Source organism: Bosea sp. PAMC 26642, from assembly GCF_001562255.1.
GTDB lineage: Bacteria > Pseudomonadota > Alphaproteobacteria > Rhizobiales > Beijerinckiaceae > Allobosea.
Genome location: NZ_CP014301.1, coordinates 2,662,241 through 2,688,825, shown reverse-complemented (window position 1 = coordinate 2,688,825; position 26,585 = coordinate 2,662,241). Strand labels below are relative to the sequence as shown.

Genomic DNA, 26,585 nt, shown 5'->3' with positions numbered 1-26,585 from the left:
CTCACAAAGCCGTGCCGAGGCGCCGGCGCCGCGGGAACAGGGCAAGGCCCAGCGCCCAGAAGCAGGCCCTCAACACAAGCGACAGCACGACATAGACGAGCGCGACCAGGATGTAGGTTTCGAAAGCTCGGTAGGTGTCCGACTGCACGTAGTTGGCCACCGCCGTCAGCTCCTCGGCCGAGATCTGGGAGGTGACGGAGGAGGCCAGCATCAGCAGCACGAACTGGCTCGTCAGCGCCGGATAGACCTTCTCGGCAGCCGGCAGCAGGATGACGTGCCAGTAGATCTGGAAGCGCGACAGGGCCAGGCCCTCCGCTGCCTCGATCTGTCCCGTCGGGATCGATTCGAACCCCGCACGCATGATCTCCGCCGTATAGGCTCCGACATTGATGGCGAGCGCGGTGGCTGCGACCGAGAAGGCCGAGAATTTAAAACCGACGCTGGCGAGGCCGAAATAGACCAGGAAGATCTGCACCAGCAGCGGCGTGTTGCGGATCGCCTCGACATAGACGGTACAAAGGCTGGTAATGAGGCGGCTGCGGCTGTTGCGGCCGACCGCGCAAAGCGTGCCGATGACCCCACCCGACACGATCGCCAGAAAGGCCAGCTGCAGCGTCATGATCGCGCCGTCGCGGAACAGCGGCCAGCGCTCGATGACGACGGAGAAGTCAAGATTGAGGCCCATCTCAGCGGCTCCGCCGTCAGGCCCGGTTCGTCATGCGGTCATAGACGCGAAACAGCGCCTGGTTGCCATTCGCCCCCTCGCCATGGGCACGCGCCTCGATGTACTGGCTGGTTACCAGCGCCGTCCCCGGCAAGGGCACGGACAAGGCCTGGGCCTGCTCCTGCACGAGCCGAAGATCCTTCAGCATTAGATCGATCCGGAAACCGGCGCCGACGTCGCCCGCGATCATGGCGGGCCCCAGCTTGTCCAGCATCCAGGATGCAGCCGAGCCGCCGAGCAGGACGTTGCGCAACTGCTCGAGATCGACGCCGGAGGCGCGCCCGAGCGCCATCGCCTCGCAGATTGCCTGGATGTTGATGCCGCAGATCAACTGGTTGCAGAGCTTGACCGCCTGACCGGCCCCTGCCGCGCCGACATGGGTGATCGTCGTCCCCATGGCCCTGAAATAGGGTTCGGCGCGAGCGAAGGCCTCCGGCTCCCCGCCGGCCATGATAGAGAGCGCCGCGTTCTTGGCACCAAGCGGCCCGCCGGACACCGGCGCGTCGACGAAATCGGTGCCTGCCGCCTTGAGGTCGGCATGGATGCGGCGGACCGCGACTGGCGAGATCGTGCTCATGTCGACGATGAGCCGCCCGGCGGGCGGAAATGCCAGCAGCCCCTGCTCGCCATAGATGACCTCTTCGACCTGCGGCGTGTCGGGCAGCATGGTGATGGCGATGTCGGCGCCCTCGGCTGCCTCAGCTGGGTTCGTCGCTGCGGTCGCGCCTGCGGCCACAGCCGCATCGACAGCGCTGCCGACGACGTCGAACGCCGTGACGGCGTATCCCGCCTCGATCAGATTGCGCGCCATCTGGCGCCCCATCGTGCCGAGCCCGATGAAGCCGACGCGTCCCTTGTCATCTCGTCCCATGGTCTTTTCTCTTTTTAACGCTTGAAAGTCGTTGCGCGAAGCGGATGCCGGCTCGCGTGACGCGCCTCCGAGCACGTATCCTAGCTGGCGTTGGCCTCGATCCTGTCTCCGTCCCCGAGCGCCGCGCGGCGCCTGTATTCGTCGCCGATAGCGAAATGCCGCCGCAGTGTGCTCTCGGCGCGATCGGGATCGCGGGCCACAATGGCATCGAAGACCCGCTTGTGGTCGTCGATGAGATAACTCTTCATCGATCCGAACATCTGCACCAGCTCGCGCCGGCTGCGGTGCGAGCGTGTGAGCAGCGCCGCCATCGAGTCGTGCAGGACGCAGAGCGTCTCCGATCGAGAAGCCAAAACGATGGCGCGGTGAAAGTCGAAATCTGCGACGCTGCCGGCATCGGCTTCGTCCATCGTCGCGCCGATCCGCACCAGCGACCGCTGCAGTCGCTCGAAATCAGCGATCATGGCGCGCTCGCAGGCCAGGCGAACCGCTTGGCATTCGATCGCGATGCGAGCTTCCATGACGTCGTCGATGAGATCGGCCTGTTGCGCCAGCGCCAGTGCGAAGAAGTCCTTCAGCATGGAGATGTCGGGTCGCTTGACGACAGTGCCGATGCGATCCCGGATCTCGACGATGCCTAGCATGTGAAGCGCGCGCAGCGCCTCGCGCACAATCGGACGGCTGACGCCGAGCTGCGTCGCGAGCTCACGTTCGGCGATCACCCGGTCGCCTGGCTTTAGGGTGCCATCCAAAAGGCGTTCGCGCAGGAAGGTGAAAACCTTCGCGAACCCCTTCGTTCCCTCGACAGCTTGAACGTCCATCCCAAGCTCACATCTTCTTTTTCTGGTCATACCAATACGATGACCAGAAACTCGCGTCAATTGCATCCCCCATAGCGCAATATCTCCCTGTGCTGAGTGAGTGTGGCTGAGAGCTTGCCGCTCCGGGGCTGCGAAAGCGCACGACGGGAGGCCCACAATTGTGAGGAGGCGCCGAACATTGACCCCGCGAGTTCTGCCTTTAACTCACTGACTTCAATGGCGAATTTGCGTTCGCAAAAGGGTCACGCCCGGCGTCGCGCGTTACCCCTTTCCCAAATAAAATAACCTCATAAATTGAATGACTTAGTTGATATTTTGATGTGGGGTCACGCTTAGGTGCTGAATCACACGATCACCGCCCGGACCATATCCAATCGCGATCAGAAAGGCCTTGCGCGGCAACTGAGCCGCGAAGGCGCCGACGACGGGCGCGACGGTGACGTAGGCGATCATCTTGATCGCGAGCGCCGTGCCAAGCACCGTACCGGCCTTGTAGCCGGCGAGGTTGAAGGGGAGTAGCCCGAGCGCGACCGTCAGCAGCCCCGTGCCCAGCAAAGCGATGACCTGCGCGAGGAAAAGCCGGGCATAGGTGCGGATGGCGAGAACGGCGAGCATGGGCTGCTCCCTCAGAGGCCGGCAGCGCGGGGAAGCGCGAGCCAGCCATGGATGGCGACGTAGAGCCTGACCGCGATGATCAGTCCGCCGGAGAATAAGGCGCGCGCCGGGCGAGCGTGGAAAGCCAGGTGAACCGGCTCGACGCATGGCGCATGCTGATGGTGGCGGCGGCGCCGACTTTGACCAGCGTGATGGCGAGCCCGATCGAGAAGCAGAACACCAGCGCCGCGCCGAGCGTGATCTCCTTGAGCTGCAGGCAGAGCAGCAGCACCGTAATCGCGGCGGGACATGGGATCAGGCCTCCTCGGGCGCCTCGCCGGCGATGCTCTCGATCGCCTCGCGGCGGCGCTTGATGTGCCGGTGCGCCGCCTGTTCGTCGAAGGCGACGGGTGAAACCGTCGGTCGAGCGGGAGAAACGCGTGCGAGCATGTCCACCTGATGCTTCGAAGGCGACACGGACCTTCTCGCCGTTGTCGCAGCCGAGTTCGAAGCCGTCCGAGCACCAGCGCAAGGTTGGATTGATCGACTGCGATGTGGCCATCGTGACGACGCGCCTCGACGCCGCCGGCATGGCGCTGCAGGAGCAGACCGTGGGCCTTCATGAAACACCCAATCTCGGTGTCCACGAAACCGGCAGCAGGCCAGAGCTCAGTCAGCGTGAACGGTAACGTGATCAACTGCCCAGCAAGCGCTTCTGCCTCGGCGAGATGTCCCCGACGCTCCAGTGAAAATGCTGCTTGTGAACGAAGACCCATCCGCCGGTCAGGTGTGTATGCTTGGCTAGCCGCTCCATCCAGGGGCCGGCCTCGTGGTCTCCGACAACGCTTCCTCCTCCCATCAGTGAATAGTATCGACCTAGCGTTTCGCCATATTGCATCCGGTCTAGGACTTTCTTCGGCACGCTGGCGTCTGCTTTCCCCTTCTTAAGCATCGCTTGTCTATCGATGTGCTCAAATACCCGCTGTGTGGGGCCGCGAAGCCAGTGCCCCACCTCGTGCGCAGCAGTGATCTGACCGGTCTTGCCGTCGACGCTTCGTGACTTTCCGAACTTGAATTCCCGATGTGTGAACTGCACGCTTTCGTTCGAGATGCGCGTCATTTGATCGCGAAAACGCGTGCCAGCTCGCTTGAGATTGATCACCTCGATCACCGCTTGAGCCGCCTCAGCGGTCTCCACCAGATCGATCTCTAGCGCCCCCTGAACGTGAGCAGGCATCTTTGGGTTGCCAACAAGCCGTTTGAAGTCCGCATCGCTAAGTTTGCTATCGGCCGAATGCCCTTCTGAGGGGAGAAACAGCATCTGGTTGCCCCAAGCGTTCTCAACCGTATGCTTGAAGCGCCGACGAAACTCGCTCCACTCGCTGAGCAACCATGTCTGGCAATCGACCATGGAGCCATTGGCGTCCATCACTTTGCCATGCTTGCGATTATGAGCCACAGCTGCGAGTTCTCGGGGAGGTAGGGGGCGCAGAGCTGCACCCGGTAGCTGCGCGGCGCGGCTCACCTTCGCCCAACCGGACGTTGGATCAAGTGGAACGAGCCTGACTTTCAAAATAAGCGTCAACCGTGCGGGACGCCCGGCACCTGCGAAATCAAATCGGGTGTCGTAGTTCTTGCCCTTGATGAAAGCCTGGATTGCCATCTAACCAGTTCCCTAGCGCAGACCCTATCGGATCATCAGCCATCTCAGCCTCCCCGCTTGCGCCCGCCACAGGCGCGGAAAATTCGGTTTAGGCTGCGAGAGCGACTCCATCATCATCTAATCGTTGTTGCCTTCGGAGACCTCATTCCGCCGCCCTGCACTCCATCCTGATCATGCTGCCGGGGAGAGCCCTTCAATTGGAGATCTGACGGGCAAGGCCGACGCCATTAAGTGCATCGCGTTAGTCCTCAACGGGGCGTGCCCTTATCATCGAAGTCGACCCATTTTTCCACCACAGCGACGAGGCCTTTCAGTTCTTCCTCCGCTTTGGCGCCACCCGAACTGCTGGCGAGCTCGGCGATGCGCCGTGTCGCGTCTGCATACTCATCCAGCGTGGTGATCGGTTTGAGCTCGTTGGCTTGCGGCATTTCTTCTGGAAGGACCGTTCCAGATATGGGCGTGAACGTGTCCTCCGAAGGCTGCGGCAGGCACTTCGTCTTCCAGATTTCTAACGACTCGACCAACGCAAATAATTCGGCTTCCTCCGAGCTACCTTCGTCGCACCCGGCCAGATCAAAAATGCGCTCTTGAACCCGGTGCGCGTTTAGTTCGTCTTCAATCGGGAGCATCGGGATGGCGACCTCCTCGGCCGGTCTGGACATTCAACGGCTACGCACTGGTCGTGGACCAGGGTCTGACCTGCTCTTACGCCCGAAAGCCTCACGGTCGTCACTCCCATACGGCGCGTCTAGTTCATTGGGTCCTGATGACGACATAACGGGCGACCAAATTGCCGCCGGTCTATGCCACTTGGCGAAAAGCCGAGCCCAAAATGCGACGGGCGTCCGCTTTAATGCATAGGCGGTCATCTGCAGCTCCATCGTGTTTGCGGAACAAACATGAGCGGAGGTCACATGTTCCCGCGCCGGATACCAAGTCGATTGCTGCAAGTTGCGAGGAACAACTTCCAGTGGCGCGCAATGCGGGGACAAGGCGATGCACTGGCCGGTAACGACCGCATTCCGCACTCTTTCGATACTTGAAAACATGCGGGAACCAAGGCCCGTCAAACCTGTTTTCGAACATGCCCATGGGCATGTTCAACGGAGCAGTCAGTATGGCTACGCCCGCACAATCAGCGTTGACAGTTGGTGACTCAGTGGTGCTCCCGTTCGGCGTTAACGACCGTTCTGGCGGCAGCTATTATGACGTCCTGGGCGAATTGCCCCTCTCGGCCGTGGACGGCGAGCGACGATACCAGTTGCGCGGCGCGGATGGGTGCGTGCGAGTGGTTGGAATTAGTTTAATTAAAAAATGCTTGGAGTTTGGTGCAACCAAGATCGAACTTTGACGTTGAAGCTCCGGAATGGAGCCAGGAATGTTAAATACGTTCGATGTGCAGACTGTTGTACGGGTTGTTGGCAGCCCAGACGCGTCGCATACGAACCACGACTCTCGCTTTGTAGAAAACGGCACTTTTAAGCGCCATAGGCGTCGCCACGGTAACCTGGCTTGGTGGGATCGGCTGGCTGCTTTGGTCGCTCGTGCTTTAACTGCGGGTATGCTGATGGCTGGCCGTCGGCTGCAGGCTCGGTCGGGCTAAGCGCTCAAAACTGCACCGATTTAATTTAAAGGGCCGGTAGCGTTCGAAGCGGATATTTGGGCACCTGAGTGGCCGACGCAGAAATCGAAGTGCAGAAAGTCTATGATGCGGATCGCCTTCGTCATTCAATCGCATAAGTGCCTGGTTCAAATCGAGCATCTAGTCCAGCGCCTACAGGGATCATCCCAAAATCATGTCGTCGTCATCAGCCATGACGGCACTTCCGAAGAAGTCGGCCTGCTTTCGCAGCTGAGAGGCGTAACGAAAGCATTTTCGGCAGTGGGCGGCCGGGGAAGTTTCGGATTGGTCGACGGATTTTTAAAAAGCTTACGTTGGCTCTATGAGAATGAGATTGAATACGACTGGTTGGTCATGATGAGTGGCCAAGATTATCTTGTTCGTCCGCTCGCCGATTTGGAATTTAAGCTGTCATCCTCACATAAGGACGGCTATTATTATCATTTCCGTGCTGATGACCTCGACGAAGCGACCTCTGGGATAATGAGTTGGCCGCTCAAGGAAAGCCGCGATCGATATTATTTCCAGTAACAAGCATTGACGCCCGATATAGGAAGGCTAGGGCAAATCCTACTCAAGCTTACAAAAGACGTAATTAATTCATCTCATAACTTTAGGTTGACGACAAGCTATGGTCTCATGCTGGGGCGTCGCGCCCCGCAAACACCATTCGATCATGGTCTCCATTTGATCGGCGGCAGCTTTTGGATGACAATCCGGAGAGCTTGCGCGGAATATCTGCTCCAATTTGTCGAGAGTAATCCAGATATCGTAGCATATTACCAGCGGACGCTCGTGCCTGATGAGTCCTTCGCGCACACAGTCCTGTTTAACAGCAGACTCTTCAATATCTCGAAGGAAGAGCTGCGGTACTATGATTTCTCTCGCAGTCGTCATGGGAGATCGAAGATAATCAACGACAGCGACATTCCGAGCCTGATCCAGTCAGGGTTCTATATTGCTCGGAAATTTGATATTGAAACCCACCCTGGTATTTTGAACCGGGTCGATGTGGCGATTGAGAAATCACAGCTCCGAGTCTTGGCCTGAGTTTCGTTTCGCTCCCGACATTTGGATCCTACTGAATACCCGCGGACTCGTGCCCCCGGTAAATTTGGGTTCAAGCGACACTTGCGCCCCGCGCCGCTGCTGATGCATGCTTCATTAGAATGAATCCAATGAATGTAGTGCTCACAGGTCTTATATGCCTTTCCAAAACCTCTTAGCCGAGCCGGACGTGTTGTCAGCGCTTAAAACCGCATTCGATGAGGCATGGACCGCGATCGAGCTATCCGTTGATCCGTTGGCTCAAGCTAAAGATCGTGAGTATCTGGGCTCAATCATCGTCGGTCTGTGGAAGATGGGCGAGACCGACATGCTCGCAGCCAAAGCTGTCATCAAGTTCCGGGAGACACCGCGCAATTGCATATCAATGCCGACATCAGAAAAGAGCAGGAGTAGCGAGTGAACCCGCCTGGTCTATGGATTGTCGTAGCGATCCCCATACTGCTGACGGTTTTTACGCTCGTGTTGCGACGCGTAACCCGGCGTGATCCACCATCCGAACAGGGCTGGGGCTCGAAGCAAGAAATTGAAGGTACAAAGTCGCGCGACCAGCCGTCTGACTAATTGCCTCGTTCCCGGCCACACCTCTGTCATATGGACCTGCTCATCTAACCGACATATGAATGCCGAGATCGGCGGCTAGCGTGCCACTCTTCCTTCTTTTGTTTTGTTGAAGCGTTGCCGGCCAGCTCGGAGGCTCATTCGACTACGAGGGGTCCCCAGGCGGCCTGATTGTCACGCTCAGACTCTAGGCGGCCAGATTGGCTAACTAAGCGGCGCGCCTGACAGCTGCCATGACCAATGCCTCGGAATACGGTTTGCGGAGGAAAGTGACCTCGCTCGGCATCTCGGACGGTTGAGGCCGAATGCGCCCCGAGGCGATAATCAAAGTTACCCATGGCCAGCGGTTGCGGACAGCGAATGCAAGTTTCAATCCGTTGATGCTCCCGGGCATTTCGATGTCGGTAAAGACGACATTTATCTCGGGATGAGTCTCCAAGATACCAATTGCATCGTCGGCGCTGGTCGCCTCGATGACCTCAATGCCTGCCTCCTCGATGAAACCGGCCGCATCCATACGCAGTATGGGCTCATCTTCCACGATCAGTACGACAGGCTTTGGCATTTTACGGCGCTTTCGGCTGTGAGCCAAATAAACTAGCGCCAGCGTGCGTTAGTTGCATCCAATAGCTAAAATTGCGCCTGTTATCCTTAGCGCTTCGTAAATCACGCCAGAGCGACGGAGCGCCGATCCCGCGTTCCTTTTTTATCCCGGCTCGCACCGCGCTAGAGGGACTGCAGACTGCTTAGTTGTGAAGCGAACTTACGGATCTGGCGGCGGTGGATGAATCGCTAGCCTTGCAAACTGTTGTTTCAACGGTTTCGCCGCGGTCGTTTAGCCGTTTCCAGCGCTTCAGCTCTGACTGAAAATAGTAGGTCGGCATCCCGCTCTGGGTCGCAACGAGCTTCTGGTTGTCGACGATGTAATGCCGCTCCTTGCCTTCGATTTGAACGGTAGCCCGTCCCGTAGTCTCACTATGATTAATCACCACAACACCATCATCGAATTTGCAATTGAAGGTTAGGCTCGTGGCTTCGGAGTGGGTTGCCAGAAAAATCGTGATCGGTATGAGCAGCGCTGCCAGTCTCGGGTTCATAGCGGCCTCCAAACATGCCCAGTGGGATCGATACGTCGTAACCGCAACAAGGTTCCTGGAATCGGCATCTGGCGCGTAAGTAGCGTTAAAGCGCCAAGCCCGCGTCCCCCCATAATGTCGCCAGATCACGCTAACCCCCTCATTATGAACGGCTATTCATGGAACTGACGCTTTGGACCGCAGTTTAGTTTGCGACTGAGGGGCAACATGTCCTCGAAAGGGAGAAGACCATGATCAAGAACATCGCACTTATCGCCGCCCTCGCTCTCGTCCCCGCTTCTGCCTTCGCGCAGTCCAACTCTGGCGCTGCCGGTGGCGCAGCCAGCGGCGCGGCCACTGGTGCTGTCGGCGGTGCCATCGTGGGTGGTCCTGTCGGAGCCGTAGTGGGTGGCGTTGGTGGTGCCGCTGCTGGCGCGATCGTCGGTGGCATCGCAACCGAGAACCGCACCGAGTTCCGCACCTACGTGGAGGAACAGAAGGTGCCTTCGGTAGCGTACCGCGAGAAGGTCGTCGTTGGCGCGACGTTGCCCGACACGGTGACCTATCGCGAAGTCCCGGCCAAGTATGGCAAGACCGAATATCGCTACACCGTGATCAATGACCAGACGGTCCTGGTCGAGCCCAAGACCCGCAAGATCGTTCAGATCATCGAATGATCAAATAGAGCCCGCCCTGGACGGGGTGGCTCCTTTCGGTCGGTTACCTGATCAACCAAGGAGACAACGCCATGTTACGGCCTTTCCTGATCGCCGCTGCCGTTGCGGCTACCGCCGTGTTCAGCGGTCCCGCTCAAGCGCAGGTCCAATTCCAGTTTGGAATCGACCGGCCGGGTTATGATGGTCCGCGCTATCACGAGCCCCGTGGCTACCGCTTTGCCGGGGAACGACGCGGCTTCCGAGGTCCCGTCTTCGACGACGATGACGATTGCCGCATGGTCGTAAAGCGTCGGGTCAATCGCTACGGCGAGGTTGTCGAGCGCCGGATGCGCATCTGCGACTAATACAGCCGTCGGTACAGCGGGTTGGATTTGGGACAGACCTAACCCGCCCGGTCATCAATCCAAACGGCGACTGTTCACGCGGAGATACCAATGCGAAAGTTCGCTCTTGTTGCGGTGGCCATGCTGGGCCTGGGATCGATCACGCCATCGACTTCCCAGGCCACCCCGGTGGCGGGTCTGACAGCCATCGAGATGCTCGACCACGTCGAGCAGATCAAGAAGGATGGCCACAAGTTCAAAGACCACAAGGGTTGGAAGGGCTCGCGGCACTGGAATCGGGGCTATGGGTCCGGTCGATACTACGGCGGTCCCCCGCCGCACGCTCGGGCCTATGGGCGGCGCGCTCGTGACTTCCGTTATTACCGCTATTGAAAAAATTGCCCGCGACAGTCTCGGTCGCCCGAGATCGTCGCTGCGCTAACTTCACATTGAACGGAGTAGCCTATGCCCGAAGGCAGGCAGGCCCTACGGCAGGCGTTCAGGCGATTTGAGCAGGAGGTGCCGCTCTGGGTCGGCGCTGGGCTGCGTTGGCTTCGGCACCCAGCATCGCGCTGGCTCCGTATACCCGCGGGTGGGCTGCTCGTGCTCGGCGGCGTGTTTTCGATTCTGCCGGGGCTTGGCATCTGGATGCTGCCCCTCGGGCTACTGCTCCTCGCCGCTGATATCCCCTTCCTGCAAAAGCCTGTCGCGCGCTTTACCTTGTGGGGCGCTGACAAATGGGCTCGGCTTCGGCATCGGATCGCTCGTAAATAGGCGCGGCGAAACGGCGAAGAGACCTGGAGGCGGCTATGATCTCGGCCTACCGTATCTGCCCAGAAACGGCAGATCACCTCGTTTCAAACACTCTCGCGGGTACCGATCCGATCCTCGAACAACATTCCGTTTGGATCGACCTGTTCAATCCGATCCCGGATGAGGATAAGCTGGTTGAGAAACATCTCGGAATTTCGATTCCGACGCGTGAAGAGATGCACGACCTGGAGCCCTCGGAAATTATCTACACCGAGAACGGCGCTCACTACATGACAGCGCGGGTCATATGCCGGTCAGACACAATTGTCCCGAAGCTCGCAGATGTGACCTTCATCCTGACGGAGAAAAGCTTGGTCACTGTTCGTTACGACGAGCCCGGCGCGTTCGGAATTTTTCTCAACCGCGTTGCCAAGCCCGGCGGAAGCGGGAGTGCACCTGCCGCCGTTTTGGAGGGGCTGATCGAGGCCATTCTCGATCGGGCGACAGAGGTTCTTCGCGGCGTGGGGGATCAGATCGATGTGTCGGCTCGCAGCGTATTCAGCGAAAAAGCGGCGTCAGTGGAGCAGAACGGAGCCTATCAGGGCGTCATCCGCAAAATCGGACAGTACGAACACCTCATCTCGAATGTCAGCGAGAGCATGGTCTCAATCGAACGCGTGCTGCTCTTCTTGTCCGCGAATTTTGTTCGCCCCAAAAAGATTTCAGGCGGGTTTACGCCAGAATGGCGGACGATCATTCGAGATGTCCAAGCCATCGAGGAACACGCGACCTCGCTATCAACAAAACTTCAGTTCATGCTCAACGCCACATTAGGTTTGGTCGGCCTGGAGCAAAATAAGATCATCAAACTCTTTTCCGTCGTTTCGGTCGTCATGATGCCGCCGACGTTGGTTGCTTCGAGTTACGGGATGAATTTCAAGCATATGCCAGAATTGGATTGGCGGCTGGGATACCCCATGGCGCTTGCCATGATGGTCGTCTTCGCGATCCTTCCTTATCTCTTCTTCCGATGGAAAAAATGGCTCTGACACTTGGCCCTGCTACCGCGTCGTGGCTATCGCGGTATCCGGCACAAAGACCGCGTTGGCGAGTTGTTCGACAGGCGCTCATAGAATTGCGTCAGCCGAAAATATGGGAGGATAACCATGCTTGATCCCCAAAAATGGTCGCCTGGCGGGGCAACCGAGTTGGAAAAGGACGCGGTAAAGGCAATGCGGATGAAGGAAGACGCCAGTTCCCCGACGCTCTCGGCGGCGTAAGATTGGCTCGCTGAGGATTTGCATTTAGCTACGGCACATGACTACTTTAGGAAGATCCGAGCAGAGTGGGTAAACAATTTAGGAGATAACATGAGTAATCCTACAGGAGATGCGTTGCTTACTGAAATTAATGCTCTGCGGGAGCGCGTGGTCGAGTTGGAGGGGATCGTTGTGGGTTTTCTACAATGTCCAGAGATTGCCGAGTGCGCGCCCGAGGATAAAGCCTCTGAAACAGATACTCTCGAACGCCGCGCCCGCAGCCTTGGAGTGTCATGATAAACACATCGAGAACCTCGTTCCGTCGTGGCAGATCCTCTAGTCGCAAAGGCTATGCGCCTTAACCGCAGGAGCCATAGGAAGAGCGTGTGCCGGAATTTCATAGCCGCCCAGATAGACGATAACGGCTTTCGGCCTTCCTTTCGAGACCAGTATGCGCAGGCGCGCGCGGGCGCCAACCGCCCCGCCTTATCCTTATGGAGGCGAGGATATGTGTGTTCCTCGCCTGCACCTGCGCCGCGTAGGGATGTTCAGGATATGTCCCCGGACAGACCTGACAAAAACTCACAAAAAATGGCGCGGAGATTGCCGATGCGGTGAGAAAAATCAGGACCAGCGAGGCTTGGGCCGAGCAACCCGACGGCGCGGTTGGCGCTTATTTCGACAGCTGATTTTATTCTTGAAGGTATGACGATCCGACCTCTGAAGCGTCGCGCGTCCTCGGCCCACTGGCCGTCAGCGCTCCGCGCTGCTCCAATCAAGTCGGTCGTTTTGGTCGTGCACGCTCAATCTTTCGACCTTCCCTGCGGCGGCCGGGGAACAGGCGCCATCACGAGGGGTTGGGTCGACTAGCCATGTAACCCCAAGGAACGTTATGAACACCCTCAAAACCGTATCATTGGCTGTGCTCCTGGCGACCAGTGCCATGACACCGACCTTCGCGCAAACGGCAGCGGCCCCCGCTTCGGCGACGATGCCCACTGCGTCCAAGCCCGACGCCGACATGGCGGAGGTTCTTGCAGTACTTGCCGGCCTTGGCGGTAAGCCGATCGAGACCTTGGAGCCGACCGAGGCGCGCAAGCAGCCGACGCCCACCAATGCCGTTATCAAAATCGCTATAGACAAGAAGCTCGGCGTAAAGCCGCACGAAGGTCTCAAGCTTTCTAACAGCAGTTTTGCTGACATGGGCAGTCTAAAGCTGCGCTGGTACGTGCCCGAGAACGCGACGAAGGAATCCAACCTGCCTATCGTCGTTTACTTCCGTGGCGGCGGCTGGGTCATCGCCAATCTTGAAGTCTATGACTCGACGCCGTCCGCACTGGCGAAGAAGACAGGTGCGGCCGTGGTCTCTGTCGATTACCCAATGGGTCCGGAGAACAAGTTCCCGGCCGCACATGACGAGGCGATCAAGGCCTACAAGTACATCCTGAAGAACGCCCAGAGCTGGGGTTACGATGCCAACAAGATTGCATTGGTTGGCGAAAGCGCCGGTGGCAACCTGGCGATCAACACCGCTATCGCCGCCCGCGACCAGAATCTGACCAAGCCGGTTGCCATCGTCGCGGTTTATCCCGTCGCGACAACAAGCCTGGATACGCCCTCCAAGAAAGAACAGGCCAATGCCAAGCCGCTCAACACGCCGATGATGGCCTGGTTTGTGAAGCATATCATCAAGAGCGAGGCCGACACGAAAGACCCGCGCCTCAACCTCATCTTAGCTAACCTGAAGGGCCTGCCGCCGACGACGGTGATCAACGCCGAGATCGACCCGCTGAAGTCGGATGGGGACCTAATCGTGGCGAAGCTGAAGGAAGCCGGCGTCGAGACTACCCATAAGCTCTATACCGGCGTCACGCATGAGTTCTTCGGCATGGATGCCGTGGTCGCCAAGGCAGCCGAGGCGCAAAGCCTCGCGGTCACTCAGATCAAAAAGGGGTTTGGTAGCATGTGACCGCCGATCCCGTCGCTCGATTGCGTCAACGGCCCCAGGTGGGGCCGTTTTCTTTGCGTGCAGACCTGGTGCGTATCTCCCGCATTGCAAATCATCTGCGCCGATCGACCTGTCGCAGTGGCGTCTTTGGTTTGAAGTTTTTTCATTCGTCTGTCAGCGAGCAAAACGCTCTCGACGCCCAACGAGTCGGAACAAAGGCCCTTGTGCGAACTTTCTGACTGCAAGCGTGAGGCGAATCGTCGCTTCGGGCAGATCGAACGCAGGGGCATGATATGGGCATACTTTGGACCATCGTGATTGGTTTCGTAGCCGGCATTGTAGCAAAACTTCTCATGCCCGGATCCAACGAGCCATCAGGCTTTGTATTGACGACCATACTCGGGATTGTCGGTGCCTTCGTCGCTACTTTCTTGGGACAGGCTCTGGGTTGGTACAATCCAGGAGAGGGAGCCGGTCTCCTTGGAGCTGTAATAGGAGCAGTCATAGTGCTCTTTGCCTGGTCGTTCCTCTCCAATCGCAAAAGCGCCGTATAGCCCGCAAGGATAGGAGAACGACTATGAGTAGCAATGGCTTTCCATCAATGACGGCGCTTCTCGGACTTCTGGCGGTTGCTGGATTTCAGAACCGAGACAAGATTTCGGAGTGGTTACAGAACAGCCAGCGTAACCCAGGCCAGCAGCCCAACTCGGATATGCCACGGGAGGCCGGCGGTATACTGGGCGGCCTTGGAGGCTTAGCAGGCGCTGGAGGGGTCGGCGGTCTGCTGTCGGGCGGTTTGGGCGAGCTTATGGATCGGTTCAAACAAGCCGGACAAGGCTCAACGGCCGATTCATGGGTGCAACATGGTTCAAATCAGGAAGTTGCCCCTAATGATCTGGAAAAGGCGATCGGCCCCGATGTCATCGACACCTTGATCCGCCAGACAGGCCTCTCGCGTGATGAGCTATTGGCGAGGCTATCTCGTCAGCTCCCTGATGCGGTTGACCGTTATACTCCCGAGGGGCGTATCAGCACTTCCTAGGCTGAGCCAAGTGGTTCTTTTGGCTGCAAACCGAGTTGGACGCACGCTGAGGCAACGAACTTCTCATTTGCACTAGGGCCGACATTTTTCGCCGGGCGTTACATTAAGCTGGCCTGTGCCGTTAGGAGATTTCAGTATGATCAACAGTCGCTATGTGACTCTCTTCCTTGGCGGGGCCAGCCTCATCGCAAGCGGGCTGATCTACTTCGGTCTGATGAGCAGCTTCCGGCTGATCCCCGTTTTCTTTCTCATCCTGTTTGGCCTGATTGCGATCAATGCAGCCCTGGTCGCAGAGGGACATAAGCACTTAGGCCCGGAGGGGACTGGAGATCATATTTGAACAAAGATGACACACCCATGTCGCAACGGCATCTTGCGTTTTGGGCATCTCGCCGCGCGACGTGCGTGAGCGGAACTCGATGGAATGTCGCCTGCTCGCTCTCGCGATGCTCGGAAGACGCCTGGCAACAATTACGGCTCCCGCACTTCGAAGTTCGCTGCTGACGCCTTCGATGCTGCAACAGTGAGGGAATCGACGCCTTCTGGCTGACCTTCAAAAACTGGATTTGGGACAGAACGGGGTGCCGTTTCGAAGCCAATTCAGCCCGACTTCCGCATAGCGCTCACCGCCACCGAGTATCCCGCTCGACTATCCTCATTTAATATTCTTGCCACCTTTACTAGAAGGAAAGCAGCGCTCCTGTGGGTTCAATGGCTGAACCACCCGAATGTCGCTGGTAACTTCAGGGCGTCGGTGCCGATCCGCGTATCTGACCTGCCACTGCGTTTTTCCTCCACGGCGATTTAGAGTCCGGCCTTTCTCAAGGACGGACAGATGAAGCGAGCACGGTTACGGAAGAGCAGATCATCGCGGTTTTGCGCGAGCATGAGGCCGGGGCGAAGACCGCCGATCTGGCGCGCAAGCACGGTGTCTCCGAGGCGACCCTCTACAACTGGAAAGCGAAGTTCGGAGGGATGGACGTGTCCGAAGCCAAGCGTCTGAAGCAACTTGAGGACGAGAACGCCAAGCTGAATTGTCCCAGCGCTCGCGGCGCAGCAGGACGTGCACGCGTCGGTATCCGTACCGGACACGCGTCTCGCAGATCGCCTTGATGCGGGCAGCGAAGCCGGCCTGATCGGTCTTGCGGGATCGGTAGTGGAAGGTGGACCGGTCGAACTCCAAGGCGCGACAGGCGCGCCGGATCGAGACCGCCCATTCCGTGCTGATCACGCTGACGAGCTTGCGCTTGCGATCAGGCCTTAAAGCTTTCGGCGGATGACATCCTGAAGCATATCGCGATCGAGCGAGAGGTCAGCGACGAGCTTCCTCAGCTTGGTGTTTACAGCGTAAACCCGTTCCGGGTTTATCGCGACGTCCTCGAGTTGCTTCAGCCGCCGCATCTCCGGCGGCAACAGCCCATCATACTTCTTCTTCCAGTTGAAGTAGGTCGCCTGGCTGATCCCGGCCCTGCGGCAGATCTCCGCAACCGGCGTGCCATCGTTGCCTTGCTTGATGATGAACGCCTTCTGCGCGTCCGAGAACTTCGATGCCTTCATCGTCTTCCGCTCCTTCCAGCCGAAGGATTTTGACGCGGAAAACTCCAACTTCAAACGGTCCAGTTTGCGGGGGTCGGATCACAGGATATGGACCATGCGGCGCAGCCGTTTTAGCGAAGATCAGATCATTGTGGCGCTGAAGGAGCACGAGGCTGGGAGGAAGACCCAGGATGTGTGTGCAAGCACGGGATAAGTGACGCGACGTTTTAGAAATGGAAGGCGAAGTATGGATGACCGCCTCGGAGACGCTCAGCGCGGCATTCCTGCCAATCCGCCCTGTCCTACTTCGTCGTGGCTCGATAGGGGTGGGGGCCACACCGGCTGCTCACCGGAGGCCGCCTGCTCCAGGCATGCTTTGCTAGCGCCACGCATGGTGGTCTCGATCCGGTCTGCGAGCGAAACATCGGCCTCGTCAGGCGCTCTCCGCTCAACCGCGAATGCGGCTAGGACGATGGAAGTCGATGGCATCCTTCTTCGCAGGCGTTTGATCGCATAGCGCATATGTGCGCCACTCTGGCTTCCCAGATAACAAAGTCCAACGAGGGCGGGATCCGATTGCGCTAGCGCTGACAGATGCGTGCTCGTTAGGGCGTCGGACGATAGCACGCGGGTCGCCAAGCCATGTTTGCTGAGGATCTGCGACCACATCAACGCCGCCGCTTCATCGAGGCTGGATTGCGCCGCAATCAACACTACACGGCCTTCACCACGGAAGGCGGGTTTCATCTGGGCATCCGTTAGGATCGGAAGATCCGCGGCGCCTTCCGCCTCCTTGGTCTCAGCAACCGCCGCGCCGGCTTCGGCGTCCGTGGTAACCTCACCCGAGGTAGGCGCGCGGTCCTCGTGATCGGCTAAAGTGTCCACGACCTCGCGCACAGTGTCCAGGATTTGCACTTGCCGCTCGATATCGAGGGCGCCGCGCGTGACGTCCGCTGCCGCCAGACGCAGCCCCTCCAACGCGACCTCATCGTAATAGGCCGACAAGGACCGTTCCTTCAGGACCTCCTCGGCCTTGTCGGCGGTTTCTGCGGGATCTCCAGCTAATACGCGCTGGTAGAAGATCTCGGGAGCCGACAATGGCGGGCGGTCGCCCAAAAGTACGTCCAAAAATTCGAGATGTTCGACATGTCGCCCGAGCACCACGAGGCAGACCGTCAATGGCGTAGCAAGGACCAGCCCGATCGGGCCCCACAGCCAGGTCCAGAATGTGGCCGCGACGACGATGGCGACAGGAGAAAGACCAGTTGATCGACCCGTAACGAGCGGCTCGATGACGTGACCTGCAAGAGGCTCCGCGATGAGAAAGAGAGAGGCCGTCCAGGCGAGCATGGTCCAACCAGGATCGACGGCGGCGGCGATCACCATCGGGAAGATCGCCGACAGAATCGCGCCGACGTAGGGGATAAATCTGAGGATAGCGGCGAGGATCCCCCACAGGAGCGCACTGGGAACGCCGATCAGCCACAAGCCCGTTCCGATGAGCAGCCCGAAGCCGGCGTTCAGCAGCAACTGCGTCAGAAACAGCCGGCTCAGCCGCTTAGCGGCGTCGTCGAACGCGGCGGTCGTCTTTTGAAGATCGCTCGTCCCAGTCAGCCGGATGAAGCGGTTCCGCAGGTCCTCACGCTGGAGAAGTATGAACACGACGAAGATCAGCACGATACCGGTCGTGGCGATCGGATGTATGAGCGGCGTCAAGAATGCTCGCAGGGTCGCAAGTGCCCCCGGCGGCGGCTGATGGACTTCGACAGGGATGGGCTTGTTGTCGGGAGGCGTCGACGGCAGGCGAGCTTGTGGCAGGCTCTCGGGCCTATCGAACTCCTTGCCGAGCTCTTGGAGGACGTCGACCGCGCGCGAGAGCACGTCTGTCCCTGGGCCTGCGCCCTTCAGCGAGGCGATCTTCTCTCGCATATTACTTTGATAGATCGGCAAGTCGCCTGCCAATTGCGTGGCTTGACCAACCATCGCCATCGTCAGGCCTGCAACGGTCGCGAACGCGCATGCGACGACGGCGATCACGGCGACCGATCGAGGTAGCCGGATTTTTTGGAGCAGCTTGACGAGAGGCGCGAGGACGAAGCTGAACAGGATGGCGAGGGCCAGTGGCACGAAAACTTCGCGGCCCATATAAAAAACGGCGATAATCAAGGCGCCTGTCGCAACACCTCCTAGTGCTCCCGGCACCGCATCGACATAACGTGGCGCGGCCGCAGGCGACATCTTGAAGCCGTAGGATCGCGTGCTGTAGGTCACAGTGCCGTAGTCCTTTATCACAGGTGATGGGCGGGTCCGGATCGATGGAAATTTCAGACGTAACCAAAGGATAAATGGCTCCGGTCGTCAGAAGCCGGCACAGGATTAGATCTGTGAGACGCTCATCCAGCCCGACAATGGGGGCAACTTCTTGAGACCACGGCTAGTGGCGTCAGCGTCAGGGTGCCCCCAACCGAAAGGAGCCCACCCCGAACGAGGTGGGCTCCATTTGATCATTCGATGATCTGAACAATCTTGCGTGTCTTGGGCTCGACCAGGACGGTCTGGTCGTTGACCACAGTGTAGCGATATTCGGTCTTGCCGTACTTGGCCGGAACCTCGCGATAGGTGACCGTGTCAGGCAGGGTCGCACCGACGACGACCTTCTCCTTATACGGGACAGAAGTGACCTTCTGTTCCTTCACATAGGTGCGGAACTCGGTGCGGTTCTCAGTTGCGATGCCACCGACGATCGCGCCAGCAGCGGCACCACCTACGCCACCGACGACGGCTCCGACAGGCCCCCCGACGATCGCTCCGCCAACAGCACCCGTGGCTGCGCCGCTCGCGGCTCCACCGGCAGCGCCTGAGTTCGACTGCGAGAATGCAGTTGCGGGAACGATGGCGAGGGCGGCGATAAGAACGATATTCTTGATCATGGTATTTCTCCCTTTGTGAGCATGTTGCCCCTCAGTCGCAATCTAAACTGCAGACCAAAGCACCAGTTCCATGAATAACCGTTCATAATGAGTGGGTTAGCGCTGCTGCGGTGGCTTTGCCTTCGTCCAAGGGAAGACAATCGACTGCTTGATGCACACGCATTTAAAGGGTGGCCACTCAGAGGAACCTTTGAGGTAGGCGAGGCTTATCGCACTGACTGCTACCCTTTGGAGGCAACATGATCTCACATATCGCGGTTCTATTACTGCCACTTGGCCTAGCGCTGGTCGCTGAGACGGACCCCGTCCCGCACCCGGTTTACACTTGTAAATTCGAAGCCGGGCAAATCGTCATCGAGCAAGCCGAGCCGTCGGGGAATGTAACCGTCGAAGTGAATGGGCAAGCTCGTCAATACGTCATGGACAAGCTGAAACTTGTCCCGCGCGACCAGGGCTTGCCTTCATTCCTTTTCCAACCGGATTTGAAGCGTTGGCAGTGGCTCAACGATCAAGGCGAGCCGATCGAGAGCACGACGTGCGCCGAGAAACCCGCGCTCAAGGCAGGCTAATAAATAACAAAAGCAAGAGCCCGTCCATACTGCATGTCGCCAGAATGCGTCCCCATGAACCGAGACGATACATCTATCTATCGCAGGGCGCCGCCTACAAATGGGCCCGCAGAGAGTTGGGATCGGCTATGATCGGCCATAACCTTGGCGCCTTGGTCCGTGCGCCGGGGCAGTAGACACTATTTATCAACGCCCGAGGCGAATTCCCGCGAAAGACGCGGGTATCACCGGTGTTTGAACCGACGGGAGCAGTTGCGGCATCATGGCGGCTTAATCTGCTGCGGACCTGCGCGTCATCATTCTGTGACCAATAACAAAACTGAGAGCGATTACGCCTCCTACGACCGGAACATTCCAATTCGCTGCCGAACCGGCCAGTGAGGCGGCCTGTCGTGATCTTGAAAGCTTGGCGATGATTGGGGCTGACACCAATGCCGCCTGCGCCCACGGGACGGGCGGGGACGGACGTGGTTTCTTGCCAATGTAGACAGCTACCCCACCGCAAATTATTGCGACAACCAAGAGGCCTCCTGCAACCCACCAGCTGGCCGCGACCGCACCCTGTGAAGACATCAGGTAGCTGTAAAGGGCATTGAGGCCGTAGCCCGCCGCGCAGATGACCATCAGCGCGGCGAACACGTAGAGACCGGCAATCGTGGCAGTGCGCCTCACGACATCCGAAATCCTCATTGTGATGTTTTCCCCGATTGACGCGAACATGGCTTAGCGAGCCGCCACAATACCGACGAAAAAGCCGACCGCCATCGCGATGCCAAGGGCACGAATGGGCCGGTCGTTGATCTCGTCGGCAATAAGGTCGCTTAGCTTGTCGGTGTCGACGCCAACGGTGCGCCGCTTATCGTCGATGCTGGTGACAACCTCCTTCGCCCCACGCGTAAGGCTAGCGGTCGTTTCCTCGGCGTGATCAATGAGCTTGTCGGTAGTTGAGGTTGCCGAGCCGCCAGCTTGGTCTCGGTCGTCCTGACGCGGCTGGGGCTGCGGAGTAAAGGGATATGCGTTCGACATACTGAAGACCTTTGGCTCAATGGCCGTAAATTCGAGAAAGTCTCGCTCGAGCTGCCCTTTGACCTGGTGAAGGCTTGGGTTAGGCCGATCAGTTCGGGTAGATCGTCTAAACGCATACGGCACAGGCCACGGCGACGAAGATCCGGTCCCCATATTGCGAGCAATCGGTCTATCGCGACGCCAAGAACCCGAGAATAGCGCCCGCGGCCAGAGCCCAGGAGACAGCTATCAACGGCCGCGCGCGGATTTCGTCTGCCAGCATGTGCTGGAGTTCCGTCACGCGCTCGCCGGCTGATTCCGCTATCTCCTCAGTTTCATCAACAACCCACTCCGCAAGAGAACTGCTGCCTGCCGTCACAGGGGCTTGAACGGACACAGGGTCGCTGGCCGGAAATGTGCCCTCTAGAGCTGCGCTGAGTTCGGCGTCTGGGTCCCTGTGCAAAGCAGCATGGCGTTGCGCGCGCTGCTCCAGTTCCAAACTCTCTTTGGCGGGGTTATCCGATGGCATGTGCTGTCTTTCGATTACTGGTCCTGCCCGATAACGAAGACACTTGGGAGTAGTTCCCGAGGGTGCCGTTACCCAAGTCGATAGATGTCGCTCCGGTTGCCAAAGGCCGTCCTACCCCTTGCGGTCCGCAGCATCAGCGCCCCGCATACCAACCGGCATGGGAGCGCCTTTTGTCGTATCGCGATCCGTCTGGCGCTCTGCTTCCGAGTTCAGCTCCGCGCCGACAAGAACGATGGTTGCCGACAACCACATCCACGTCAGAAGGCCGATGACGGCGCCGACGGTGCCGTAGGTCTTATTGTAATCCTCGAAATTCGCGACGTACCAAGAGAACAACATCGAGGCGACGAGCCACCCCACGCCGGCAAAAAGTGCTCCAGGGCTGACCCACGCCCATTGCGCCTTGTCGCGGCTCGGCCCGTAACGATACAGCACCGCCAGCCCGAGCAGCAGAATGCCGATCAGAACGGGCCAGCGCCCGACTGCAATCAACCACTCTGCGGCGCCGCCTAGATAAAGGTAATCCAGCACAACCGGGATGACAGCGATTGCGCCGATGGCGCCAAGCAGGAAGAACAGGATGCCAAGCGTGAACGCGAGCGACACCAGGTTCAACTTGATGAAGCCGCGCTTCTCATCCTCGCCATAGGCGACATTGAGCGCGTCGAAGATTGCCTTTACGCCCGCGTTGGCGCTCCAGACTGCCAATGTCAGGCTGATCAGAAGCGCGATGCTGAGCTTTGTGTCACCGCCGGCCGCGATACGTCCGATCTGCTCTCGCAGGAAATCCGTCGCACCAGCCGGCAGGAAGCCTTCGATCGATGCGAGCTGATCAGTGATGGTCCCAAGATCGGCAACGAGCCCATATAGAGAAACAAACGCGGTCAGTGCCGGAAACAGCGCCAGAAGGGCGTAAAAGGTCACCCCGGCTGCGACCGCGCGGACCCGGTCTTGATTGACCTCGTGATAGGTGCGGCGAGCAATCTCCCACCAGCCCTTGGCAGGGATTTCGGTCGGCGCTTCGGCGTCGGACCCTAGCTGGGTGCGATGCGCCGTTTTCGCTGCATGTTTGTCGTCTCGTGGACTTCCGCTCGTCCGACCCAAACGGGAAACCACATAAGCCGACGCAACACCGAGAGCGGCAGCCAACCCCAAATCCCTGATCCATAGACTTTTGCGCACGACCGGCCCTCCGTGCCGGGGCAAACGCCAAACCGGAAGAATGGTTGCTGCTAAGTTCGAAACGACGGGCGTAGCTTCCGACAACACGTCAGCTACTGGTTATGAGTGACGTGCTCCCGATTTTCCCGCCGGTCATAAGTTAGGTCCGGCTTCGTTTTGGCCCTGTCGGGGCCGGGTTGCGAACATCGATGGCGCGAGGCCGCCGAGGCTCGAATGGGGTCGATGACCGAGGCCAGCGAAGCGGAGCCAGCTGCCTATCCACCTGGCAAATGCTAGTTTGATTCAGCAGCGCCCGGATTTTCAGCGGGCCTAGCTGCCGCATCAATCTTATTGGCAGTCAGGTTTAGAGCGCGTGCCATCTCTGACCCGCTTTCGTTTTCTGCAGCTACAGTGCGTACTACGGCGGCCAGCCGCCGTAGTAGCTCCGCTTTGTCGTCGGGCGCGGCGGACATGGCCCTACCAAGCGCCCATCCGAACATCTCGAAGACGCATTTTGACCGTTTCGCCCGATAGCTGGTCGTCTCGGTTATCAGTCATCATACTGAACCTTCCCGGCAACCGCGCAGGTCCGAGGGACCAAGATCACCCAACAAGAGCGAAAAGGCCGATGGCGATGCCGGCAATTCCGAGGAACATCGACCAAACGGCAATCCAAGCCGGAATGTGGATCGCGGGATCGGCATTCCCAAAATACCACCGGAGCTTTCCCGCCAGCCCTGCACGCTCAATCACCAGCTCAATCTTTTGACCCTTGGAAACGCCGAGCTCGGTCCGCACTTCGTAGTCCAGCAAAATTAAGTTTTGATCCAGCTCATGCCCAAGTACGAAACGAGAACCGACTTACCGGATGCGGCGGTTAGAACAACGATGCCGGGTCGACGACTGACGCCCGAGCGCTTCTTATGATGCACCCGAACGCGCCCGCGGCCGATATCGCCTTCTTGAGCCGGGCCTACTTCAAAACTGGTTGGACCGCTCATTCCCATTTCCTAAACCGCACGCCCGATCGGGGTCTCCTAATATCGGTTTTACGGCGCTCATCCCAAGCCATATCGACCCGCATGGCACCTTCCCGGATCACGTGGCGGCGACAACGTCTTGCTGTCCAGCCTCATAAACGTAGTCGCGGATTACGAACTCGCGGAACAGCCGCATCATTTCGAGCGTCATCGGCTGATCGCCGGCAACCAGTGCTTTGATATACTCGATACCCTCGCGATGACCAACCCACCGTGCCGTTGACTGTTCCGGTGAACTCACCTGGGACGTTCCGGCGCGGCTAGGCTGCGGGACGCGCCCGCACTAAACTAACGGGCGAGAGCGAGAAGAAGTTGGGGGTGGCAATCGAGTGACAGCCACGCTGCCAGCAAAGAAGCTACAGCATCACGTCCTGCGTCACGGTCGAATTCAGTGCTGCTGATCAAGCTACGAGACGCCCTCGGCGCCACCCTTGCAAACATGCCGGTCGCCGAGCTTGTGTTCGCATCGATAGCCGTCTGCTTTGTTCTGTGGGGTCTATCGGACGTTTTGGGATTCATCCGCTATGACGGCAAGCGATCCACGGTCGTCACCGCTGGGGCAGGTAAAATAGCACTCGGCGCGGTGGCGTTGGCGATGCTCACACCCTATGTTTGGCCGTCGATTTGATCAACGCGAACCCAGCTCACTGCTGCAAAACTTGGTCGAACCCACGCAAAATTGGACGACAGTCTATTAGTTCGGATGGATCGTCTAGACGCAGGTCAACAAGTGTTTCGTTATTCGGGGCCGGCAACGTTTGACGTGCAGATCTTACTGCGGTTTCAGTCGGGGATCTTCGAAGCCCTTTTGAACGGTCCCCCTCCGCGCAGATAATCCACGACATGAAACCCTGTTGACTAATGAAATCCTCGATTTGGCAAAAAATAACGGCGTTCAAAATAATCGCGGGCCCAGGACAGACGCCGGCGAAGCCTCCTACCGATGCGGCCAGCGGCCATTGAGGAAAACCGCAGTTGCCTTGGAAACACGCGCTTATAAGCGTTAATCCACATCTACGCCGGGGCCGGCAGCTTTAATGCTGGTGAAGGCTGCTCCAGGTGCCTCGAAAATGCAGCTGAAGCCTTCCGCGCCGTAGCGCATCTGAGCCTTGCCGCCCAGCTCTCCCGCCAATACCCGCTCTATCATCCGCGAGCCGAATCCTTGTCGGTTTGGCGGACTTGCAGGCGGCCCCCCACGTTCGACCCAGCGGAGCCTGAACATGCCTTCCGAGAGGCCCCAATCCACCTCGACAACGCCGTCCGGTACGCTCAAAGCTCCATACTTCACGGCATTGGTGCATAGCTCATGGGTAGCCATGGCGAGACTGAGCGCCGCCTCCGAACTCAAAGCGATCGGCGGACCGTTGAGCCTGAACCGGGCTCCGCGGTCCGCCTCGAAAACGCTGGTTGCACTCGACAGAGCCTCCATTACGGTGGCTGCGTCTGCCCGGTCCAGCACTAGCAGTGCCTGGGCATTGCCCAACGCCGTCAGTCGTTCGTTGAACGTCGCCAAGCTAAGCTTGAAGTCACTTCCGCTTCGGAAGGTTTGACTGGCGATTGCCTGGACCGTGGCCAAGAGATTCTTCACCCGATGAGAGAGCTCGTGCGTGAGCATAGTGCGGTGTTGCTCGCCCTGTTCACGTTCGACCCGCGCCCGGTTTAACTCGTCCATGTAGGCATCTATTTCCGCGCCTAGCGCCTCGATGTCGCCCTGATCCGCGGTCATCTGCGTACGAAGATCTTCATTTCCTGCCCGACGGCCGGCAATCGTTTCAGAAATTCGCAGCACAGGCCCTCGAAGAAGGCGGTTTCCAAGCAGCCAGCCGAGCAGGATCGAGACCCCACCCGCGCATAAGCCGATAAGCAGGTTGCGGCGCGTGGCGGTGTTGACCGCCGCGAATGCGTCGTTCCGTGAGATGCCGGCGCTGACGTACAAGCCTGTCGGCGCCTCTGATACCGGCACATAGCCTAGGACGCGATCGGTCCCATCCTGACTCCTAACGTTTACAGTGCCAGCTGTATCGGCCGTCAGTAGGGATTTGAACTGGTCAGGGATTTTGTTGCCAACAAATCGATGCGGCTGTGGCTCGCGCGCGAGTATGGTGCCGTTACGGTCGGCTATTGTCAGCGAAGCATTGTCCGCTAGTTTGCGGGCCCGCAAGCTCGCCCCGAGCCAATCGAGGTCGATCGCGGAAACAACTACCCCCACGGCATTATCGCCTGCCATGATAGCAAGGGCGAACGGAAGTGACGGTTTTCCGGTAACACGACTGACCGTATATTCGCCGATGACCATATGGCCTTTGGCAGCGAGCGCGTCCTGAAAATACCTGCGGTCACCAAAAGATGTCGTGGTAACGAGACCATCCGATCGGCAACGCGAGTATCCGTCCTTATCGAACACTCCGATGGCCGTGAAGTGGGGTAGGGTTGGTTTGAGTTCACCAAGGTACCGTGTGCAAAGCTCCTCGTTCAGGCTGGTAACTACTGGAGCTTTTGCGATGGCTTGCAGGACCCCCTCTGCGCCGGCGGCGAGTCGGTCCAATTCGATAGCGGCCTGCCGCGCCACGCTCAGGGCAAGCTGTTCGACTTCACGCTGCCGGCTATCCCGCAGCGTGTATTCGGAATAGGCGAGCACGCCTAGTACCGGCAGCAACGTCGCCCCCGTGATAGCCAGCGTGCGCAGGCCCAGCGATAACCTCACCTGTAACTTCCCCGCCGCCGATACATCTAGTGCGGTTCAAGTAGCACTGGCAGGTCCGGTGGCAAAGCGTCATCGGCCAAACCTGCCGTGAAGCAGCGAGCGCGCAGGATCTT

At 58.8% G+C, this 26,585-nt stretch carries 32 protein-coding genes and 4 pseudogenes; 17 read left to right on the top strand and 19 right to left on the bottom strand.

Annotated features, from left to right (window positions below; genetic code table 11):
• Position 1: 1 nt before the first annotated feature.
• From AXW83_RS13025 to AXW83_RS12990, 9 genes and pseudogenes are all read right to left on the bottom strand, one after another.
• Entirely contained in the window at positions 2-685 is a 684-nt protein-coding gene (locus AXW83_RS13025; RefSeq protein ID WP_066614120.1) for an amino acid ABC transporter permease, read from the bottom strand.
• A 16-nt stretch (positions 686-701) separates the two neighbouring features.
• Positions 702-1,595, bottom strand: coding sequence for an NAD(P)-dependent oxidoreductase (locus AXW83_RS13020; protein WP_066614118.1), 894 nt, complete (start codon positions 1,593-1,595; stop codon positions 702-704).
• A gap of 80 nt (positions 1,596-1,675) precedes the next feature.
• The gene (locus tag AXW83_RS13015; protein ID WP_066614116.1) at positions 1,676-2,416 is read right to left on the bottom strand and encodes a FadR/GntR family transcriptional regulator; all 741 of its coding nucleotides are present in this window, start codon (positions 2,414-2,416) and stop codon (positions 1,676-1,678) included.
• A gap of 303 nt (positions 2,417-2,719) precedes the next feature.
• Positions 2,720-3,031, bottom strand: a complete 312-nt coding sequence (locus tag AXW83_RS13010) for a hypothetical protein (protein WP_066614114.1) — start codon at positions 3,029-3,031, stop codon at positions 2,720-2,722.
• Between the two features lie 79 nt (positions 3,032-3,110).
• On the bottom strand, positions 3,111-3,326 hold the full coding sequence (locus AXW83_RS13005; protein ID WP_442855249.1) for a HoxN/HupN/NixA family nickel/cobalt transporter: 216 nt from the start codon (positions 3,324-3,326) through the stop codon (positions 3,111-3,113).
• Positions 3,326-3,487: a hypothetical protein gene (locus AXW83_RS27550; protein ID WP_168166033.1), complete on the bottom strand. Its 162-nt coding sequence runs from the start codon at positions 3,485-3,487 to the stop codon at positions 3,326-3,328. The genes AXW83_RS13005 and AXW83_RS27550 overlap by 1 nt, the downstream gene beginning before the upstream one ends.
• Positions 3,477-3,633, bottom strand: a pseudogene (locus AXW83_RS28255) (IS3 family transposase); the annotation flags it as partial. The pseudogene AXW83_RS28255 and the gene AXW83_RS27550, both read right to left, overlap by 11 nt.
• A 71-nt stretch (positions 3,634-3,704) precedes the next feature.
• Positions 3,705-4,673: a hypothetical protein gene (locus tag AXW83_RS12995; RefSeq protein WP_156640024.1), complete on the bottom strand. Its 969-nt coding sequence runs from the start codon at positions 4,671-4,673 to the stop codon at positions 3,705-3,707.
• A 248-nt stretch (positions 4,674-4,921) separates the two neighbouring features.
• Entirely contained in the window at positions 4,922-5,302 is a 381-nt protein-coding gene (locus AXW83_RS12990) for a hypothetical protein (RefSeq protein WP_156640023.1), read from the bottom strand.
• Between the two features lie 461 nt (positions 5,303-5,763).
• On the opposite strand from AXW83_RS12990, the gene AXW83_RS27085 reads away from it, so the two are divergent.
• From AXW83_RS27085 to AXW83_RS12975, 4 genes are all read left to right on the top strand, one after another.
• A complete protein-coding gene (locus AXW83_RS27085; protein WP_156640020.1) occupies positions 5,764-6,024 on the top strand; it encodes a hypothetical protein in 261 nt (86 codons plus the stop codon).
• A gap of 354 nt (positions 6,025-6,378) precedes the next feature.
• The gene (locus AXW83_RS12985; protein ID WP_066614104.1) at positions 6,379-6,825 is read left to right on the top strand and encodes a glycosyltransferase family protein; all 447 of its coding nucleotides are present in this window, start codon (positions 6,379-6,381) and stop codon (positions 6,823-6,825) included.
• A 108-nt stretch (positions 6,826-6,933) separates the two neighbouring features.
• A complete protein-coding gene (locus tag AXW83_RS12980; protein ID WP_156640018.1) occupies positions 6,934-7,344 on the top strand; it encodes a beta-1,6-N-acetylglucosaminyltransferase in 411 nt (136 codons plus the stop codon).
• Between the two features lie 154 nt (positions 7,345-7,498).
• Complete coding sequence (locus AXW83_RS12975; protein WP_066614100.1) at positions 7,499-7,762, top strand: hypothetical protein; 264 nt, start codon at positions 7,499-7,501, stop codon at positions 7,760-7,762.
• A gap of 366 nt (positions 7,763-8,128) precedes the next feature.
• On the opposite strand, the gene AXW83_RS12970 is transcribed toward AXW83_RS12975, so the two are convergent.
• Positions 8,129-8,485 carry a response regulator gene (locus tag AXW83_RS12970; RefSeq protein ID WP_066614098.1) on the bottom strand — a complete coding sequence of 119 codons (357 nt, stop codon included), beginning with the start codon at positions 8,483-8,485 and terminating at the stop codon, positions 8,129-8,131.
• Between the two features lie 181 nt (positions 8,486-8,666).
• Entirely contained in the window at positions 8,667-9,017 is a 351-nt protein-coding gene (locus AXW83_RS12965; RefSeq protein WP_066614097.1) for a hypothetical protein, read from the bottom strand.
• 230 nt (positions 9,018-9,247) lie between these two features.
• On the opposite strand from AXW83_RS12965, the gene AXW83_RS12960 reads away from it, so the two are divergent.
• The 10 genes and pseudogenes from AXW83_RS12960 to AXW83_RS26540 form a co-directional block, all read left to right on the top strand.
• Positions 9,248-9,673 carry a DUF1236 domain-containing protein gene (locus tag AXW83_RS12960; protein ID WP_066614095.1) on the top strand — a complete coding sequence of 142 codons (426 nt, stop codon included), beginning with the start codon at positions 9,248-9,250 and terminating at the stop codon, positions 9,671-9,673.
• Positions 9,674-9,744: 71 nt separating this feature from the next.
• Positions 9,745-10,017, top strand: coding sequence for a hypothetical protein (locus AXW83_RS12955; protein ID WP_066614094.1), 273 nt, complete (start codon positions 9,745-9,747; stop codon positions 10,015-10,017).
• A 90-nt stretch (positions 10,018-10,107) separates the two neighbouring features.
• Positions 10,108-10,389 carry a hypothetical protein gene (locus AXW83_RS12950; protein ID WP_066614093.1) on the top strand — a complete coding sequence of 94 codons (282 nt, stop codon included), beginning with the start codon at positions 10,108-10,110 and terminating at the stop codon, positions 10,387-10,389.
• A 416-nt stretch (positions 10,390-10,805) separates the two neighbouring features.
• Positions 10,806-11,798, top strand: coding sequence for a magnesium transporter CorA family protein (locus AXW83_RS12940; protein ID WP_066614087.1), 993 nt, complete (start codon positions 10,806-10,808; stop codon positions 11,796-11,798).
• A gap of 321 nt (positions 11,799-12,119) precedes the next feature.
• Entirely contained in the window at positions 12,120-12,305 is a 186-nt protein-coding gene (locus tag AXW83_RS27080) for a hypothetical protein (RefSeq protein ID WP_156640017.1), read from the top strand.
• A 595-nt stretch (positions 12,306-12,900) separates the two neighbouring features.
• Positions 12,901-13,977: an alpha/beta hydrolase gene (locus AXW83_RS12935; protein ID WP_210179669.1), complete on the top strand. Its 1,077-nt coding sequence runs from the start codon at positions 12,901-12,903 to the stop codon at positions 13,975-13,977.
• A gap of 272 nt (positions 13,978-14,249) precedes the next feature.
• The gene (locus AXW83_RS26545) at positions 14,250-14,510 is read left to right on the top strand and encodes a GlsB/YeaQ/YmgE family stress response membrane protein (protein ID WP_082767104.1); all 261 of its coding nucleotides are present in this window, start codon (positions 14,250-14,252) and stop codon (positions 14,508-14,510) included.
• Between the two features lie 23 nt (positions 14,511-14,533).
• Positions 14,534-14,998, top strand: a complete 465-nt coding sequence (locus tag AXW83_RS12930; protein WP_066614085.1) for a YidB family protein — start codon at positions 14,534-14,536, stop codon at positions 14,996-14,998.
• A gap of 136 nt (positions 14,999-15,134) precedes the next feature.
• Positions 15,135-15,338, top strand: a complete 204-nt coding sequence (locus AXW83_RS12925; RefSeq protein WP_066614083.1) for a hypothetical protein — start codon at positions 15,135-15,137, stop codon at positions 15,336-15,338.
• Between the two features lie 495 nt (positions 15,339-15,833).
• Positions 15,834-16,030 (top strand): annotated as a pseudogene (locus AXW83_RS26540) (transposase); the annotation flags it as partial.
• Here AXW83_RS26540 and AXW83_RS26535 read toward each other — a convergent pair.
• Positions 16,026-16,555: pseudogene (locus AXW83_RS26535) on the bottom strand (transposase); the annotation flags it as partial. The pseudogenes AXW83_RS26540 and AXW83_RS26535 sit on opposite strands and share 5 nt — an antisense overlap.
• Before the next feature lie 94 nt (positions 16,556-16,649).
• Here AXW83_RS26535 and AXW83_RS27075 point away from each other — a divergent pair.
• A pseudogene (locus AXW83_RS27075) lies at positions 16,650-16,762 on the top strand (transposase); the annotation flags it as partial.
• A 42-nt stretch (positions 16,763-16,804) separates the two neighbouring features.
• Here the strand turns inward: AXW83_RS27075 and AXW83_RS12905 are convergent.
• Positions 16,805-18,805, bottom strand: a complete 2,001-nt coding sequence (locus AXW83_RS12905; RefSeq protein WP_156640015.1) for an AI-2E family transporter — start codon at positions 18,803-18,805, stop codon at positions 16,805-16,807.
• Between the two features lie 233 nt (positions 18,806-19,038).
• Positions 19,039-19,464 carry a DUF1236 domain-containing protein gene (locus tag AXW83_RS12900; protein ID WP_066614077.1) on the bottom strand — a complete coding sequence of 142 codons (426 nt, stop codon included), beginning with the start codon at positions 19,462-19,464 and terminating at the stop codon, positions 19,039-19,041.
• 239 nt (positions 19,465-19,703) lie between these two features.
• Here AXW83_RS12900 and AXW83_RS12895 point away from each other — a divergent pair, with 239 nt between their 5' ends.
• On the top strand, positions 19,704-20,033 hold the full coding sequence (locus tag AXW83_RS12895; protein ID WP_066614075.1) for a hypothetical protein: 330 nt from the start codon (positions 19,704-19,706) through the stop codon (positions 20,031-20,033).
• Between the two features lie 723 nt (positions 20,034-20,756).
• Here the strand turns inward: AXW83_RS12895 and AXW83_RS12885 are convergent.
• From AXW83_RS12885 to AXW83_RS27070, 4 genes are all read right to left on the bottom strand, one after another.
• On the bottom strand, positions 20,757-21,059 hold the full coding sequence (locus AXW83_RS12885) for a hypothetical protein (RefSeq protein WP_066614071.1): 303 nt from the start codon (positions 21,057-21,059) through the stop codon (positions 20,757-20,759).
• A gap of 619 nt (positions 21,060-21,678) precedes the next feature.
• Positions 21,679-22,716 carry a YihY/virulence factor BrkB family protein gene (locus AXW83_RS12875; protein ID WP_236841898.1) on the bottom strand — a complete coding sequence of 346 codons (1,038 nt, stop codon included), beginning with the start codon at positions 22,714-22,716 and terminating at the stop codon, positions 21,679-21,681.
• 615 nt (positions 22,717-23,331) lie between these two features.
• Positions 23,332-23,541, bottom strand: a complete 210-nt coding sequence (locus tag AXW83_RS12870) for a hypothetical protein (RefSeq protein ID WP_066614065.1) — start codon at positions 23,539-23,541, stop codon at positions 23,332-23,334.
• Positions 23,542-23,826: 285 nt separating this feature from the next.
• Positions 23,827-24,009 (bottom strand): hypothetical protein, encoded by a 183-nt coding sequence (locus AXW83_RS27070; protein WP_156640011.1) that lies wholly within the window; start codon positions 24,007-24,009, stop codon positions 23,827-23,829.
• A gap of 150 nt (positions 24,010-24,159) precedes the next feature.
• On the opposite strand from AXW83_RS27070, the gene AXW83_RS12865 reads away from it, so the two are divergent.
• Positions 24,160-24,396 carry a hypothetical protein gene (locus AXW83_RS12865; RefSeq protein WP_066614063.1) on the top strand — a complete coding sequence of 79 codons (237 nt, stop codon included), beginning with the start codon at positions 24,160-24,162 and terminating at the stop codon, positions 24,394-24,396.
• A gap of 375 nt (positions 24,397-24,771) precedes the next feature.
• Here AXW83_RS12865 and AXW83_RS12860 read toward each other — a convergent pair whose 3' ends face one another.
• Positions 24,772-26,472 (bottom strand): sensor histidine kinase, encoded by a 1,701-nt coding sequence (locus tag AXW83_RS12860; protein ID WP_066614061.1) that lies wholly within the window; start codon positions 26,470-26,472, stop codon positions 24,772-24,774.
• Between the last annotated feature and the right edge of the window lie 113 nt (positions 26,473-26,585).

Coding starts and splice junctions, on each gene's coding strand:
- AXW83_RS13025 (WP_066614120.1), bottom strand. CDS start 685: ATGGGCCTCAATCTTGACTTCTCCGTCGTCATCGAGCGCTGGCCGCTG.
- AXW83_RS13020 (WP_066614118.1), bottom strand. CDS start 1,595: ATGGGACGAGATGACAAGGGACGCGTCGGCTTCATCGGGCTCGGCACG.
- AXW83_RS13015 (WP_066614116.1), bottom strand. CDS start 2,416: ATGGACGTTCAAGCTGTCGAGGGAACGAAGGGGTTCGCGAAGGTTTTC.
- AXW83_RS13010 (WP_066614114.1), bottom strand. CDS start 3,031: ATGCTCGCCGTTCTCGCCATCCGCACCTATGCCCGGCTTTTCCTCGCG.
- AXW83_RS12995 (WP_156640024.1), bottom strand. CDS start 4,673: ATGGCAATCCAGGCTTTCATCAAGGGCAAGAACTACGACACCCGATTT.
- AXW83_RS12990 (WP_156640023.1), bottom strand. CDS start 5,302: ATGCTCCCGATTGAAGACGAACTAAACGCGCACCGGGTTCAAGAGCGC.
- AXW83_RS27085 (WP_156640020.1), top strand. CDS start 5,764: ATGGGCATGTTCAACGGAGCAGTCAGTATGGCTACGCCCGCACAATCA.
- AXW83_RS12985 (WP_066614104.1), top strand. CDS start 6,379: ATGATGCGGATCGCCTTCGTCATTCAATCGCATAAGTGCCTGGTTCAA.
- AXW83_RS12980 (WP_156640018.1), top strand. CDS start 6,934: ATGCTGGGGCGTCGCGCCCCGCAAACACCATTCGATCATGGTCTCCAT.
- AXW83_RS12975 (WP_066614100.1), top strand. CDS start 7,499: ATGCCTTTCCAAAACCTCTTAGCCGAGCCGGACGTGTTGTCAGCGCTT.
- AXW83_RS12970 (WP_066614098.1), bottom strand. CDS start 8,485: ATGCCAAAGCCTGTCGTACTGATCGTGGAAGATGAGCCCATACTGCGT.
- AXW83_RS12965 (WP_066614097.1), bottom strand. CDS start 9,017: ATGAACCCGAGACTGGCAGCGCTGCTCATACCGATCACGATTTTTCTG.
- AXW83_RS12960 (WP_066614095.1), top strand. CDS start 9,248: ATGATCAAGAACATCGCACTTATCGCCGCCCTCGCTCTCGTCCCCGCT.
- AXW83_RS12955 (WP_066614094.1), top strand. CDS start 9,745: ATGTTACGGCCTTTCCTGATCGCCGCTGCCGTTGCGGCTACCGCCGTG.
- AXW83_RS12950 (WP_066614093.1), top strand. CDS start 10,108: ATGCGAAAGTTCGCTCTTGTTGCGGTGGCCATGCTGGGCCTGGGATCG.
- AXW83_RS12940 (WP_066614087.1), top strand. CDS start 10,806: ATGATCTCGGCCTACCGTATCTGCCCAGAAACGGCAGATCACCTCGTT.
- AXW83_RS27080 (WP_156640017.1), top strand. CDS start 12,120: ATGAGTAATCCTACAGGAGATGCGTTGCTTACTGAAATTAATGCTCTG.
- AXW83_RS12935 (WP_210179669.1), top strand. CDS start 12,901: ATGAACACCCTCAAAACCGTATCATTGGCTGTGCTCCTGGCGACCAGT.
- AXW83_RS26545 (WP_082767104.1), top strand. CDS start 14,250: ATGGGCATACTTTGGACCATCGTGATTGGTTTCGTAGCCGGCATTGTA.
- AXW83_RS12930 (WP_066614085.1), top strand. CDS start 14,534: ATGAGTAGCAATGGCTTTCCATCAATGACGGCGCTTCTCGGACTTCTG.
- AXW83_RS12925 (WP_066614083.1), top strand. CDS start 15,135: ATGATCAACAGTCGCTATGTGACTCTCTTCCTTGGCGGGGCCAGCCTC.
- AXW83_RS12900 (WP_066614077.1), bottom strand. CDS start 19,464: ATGATCAAGAATATCGTTCTTATCGCCGCCCTCGCCATCGTTCCCGCA.
- AXW83_RS12895 (WP_066614075.1), top strand. CDS start 19,704: ATGATCTCACATATCGCGGTTCTATTACTGCCACTTGGCCTAGCGCTG.
- AXW83_RS12885 (WP_066614071.1), bottom strand. CDS start 21,059: ATGTCGAACGCATATCCCTTTACTCCGCAGCCCCAGCCGCGTCAGGAC.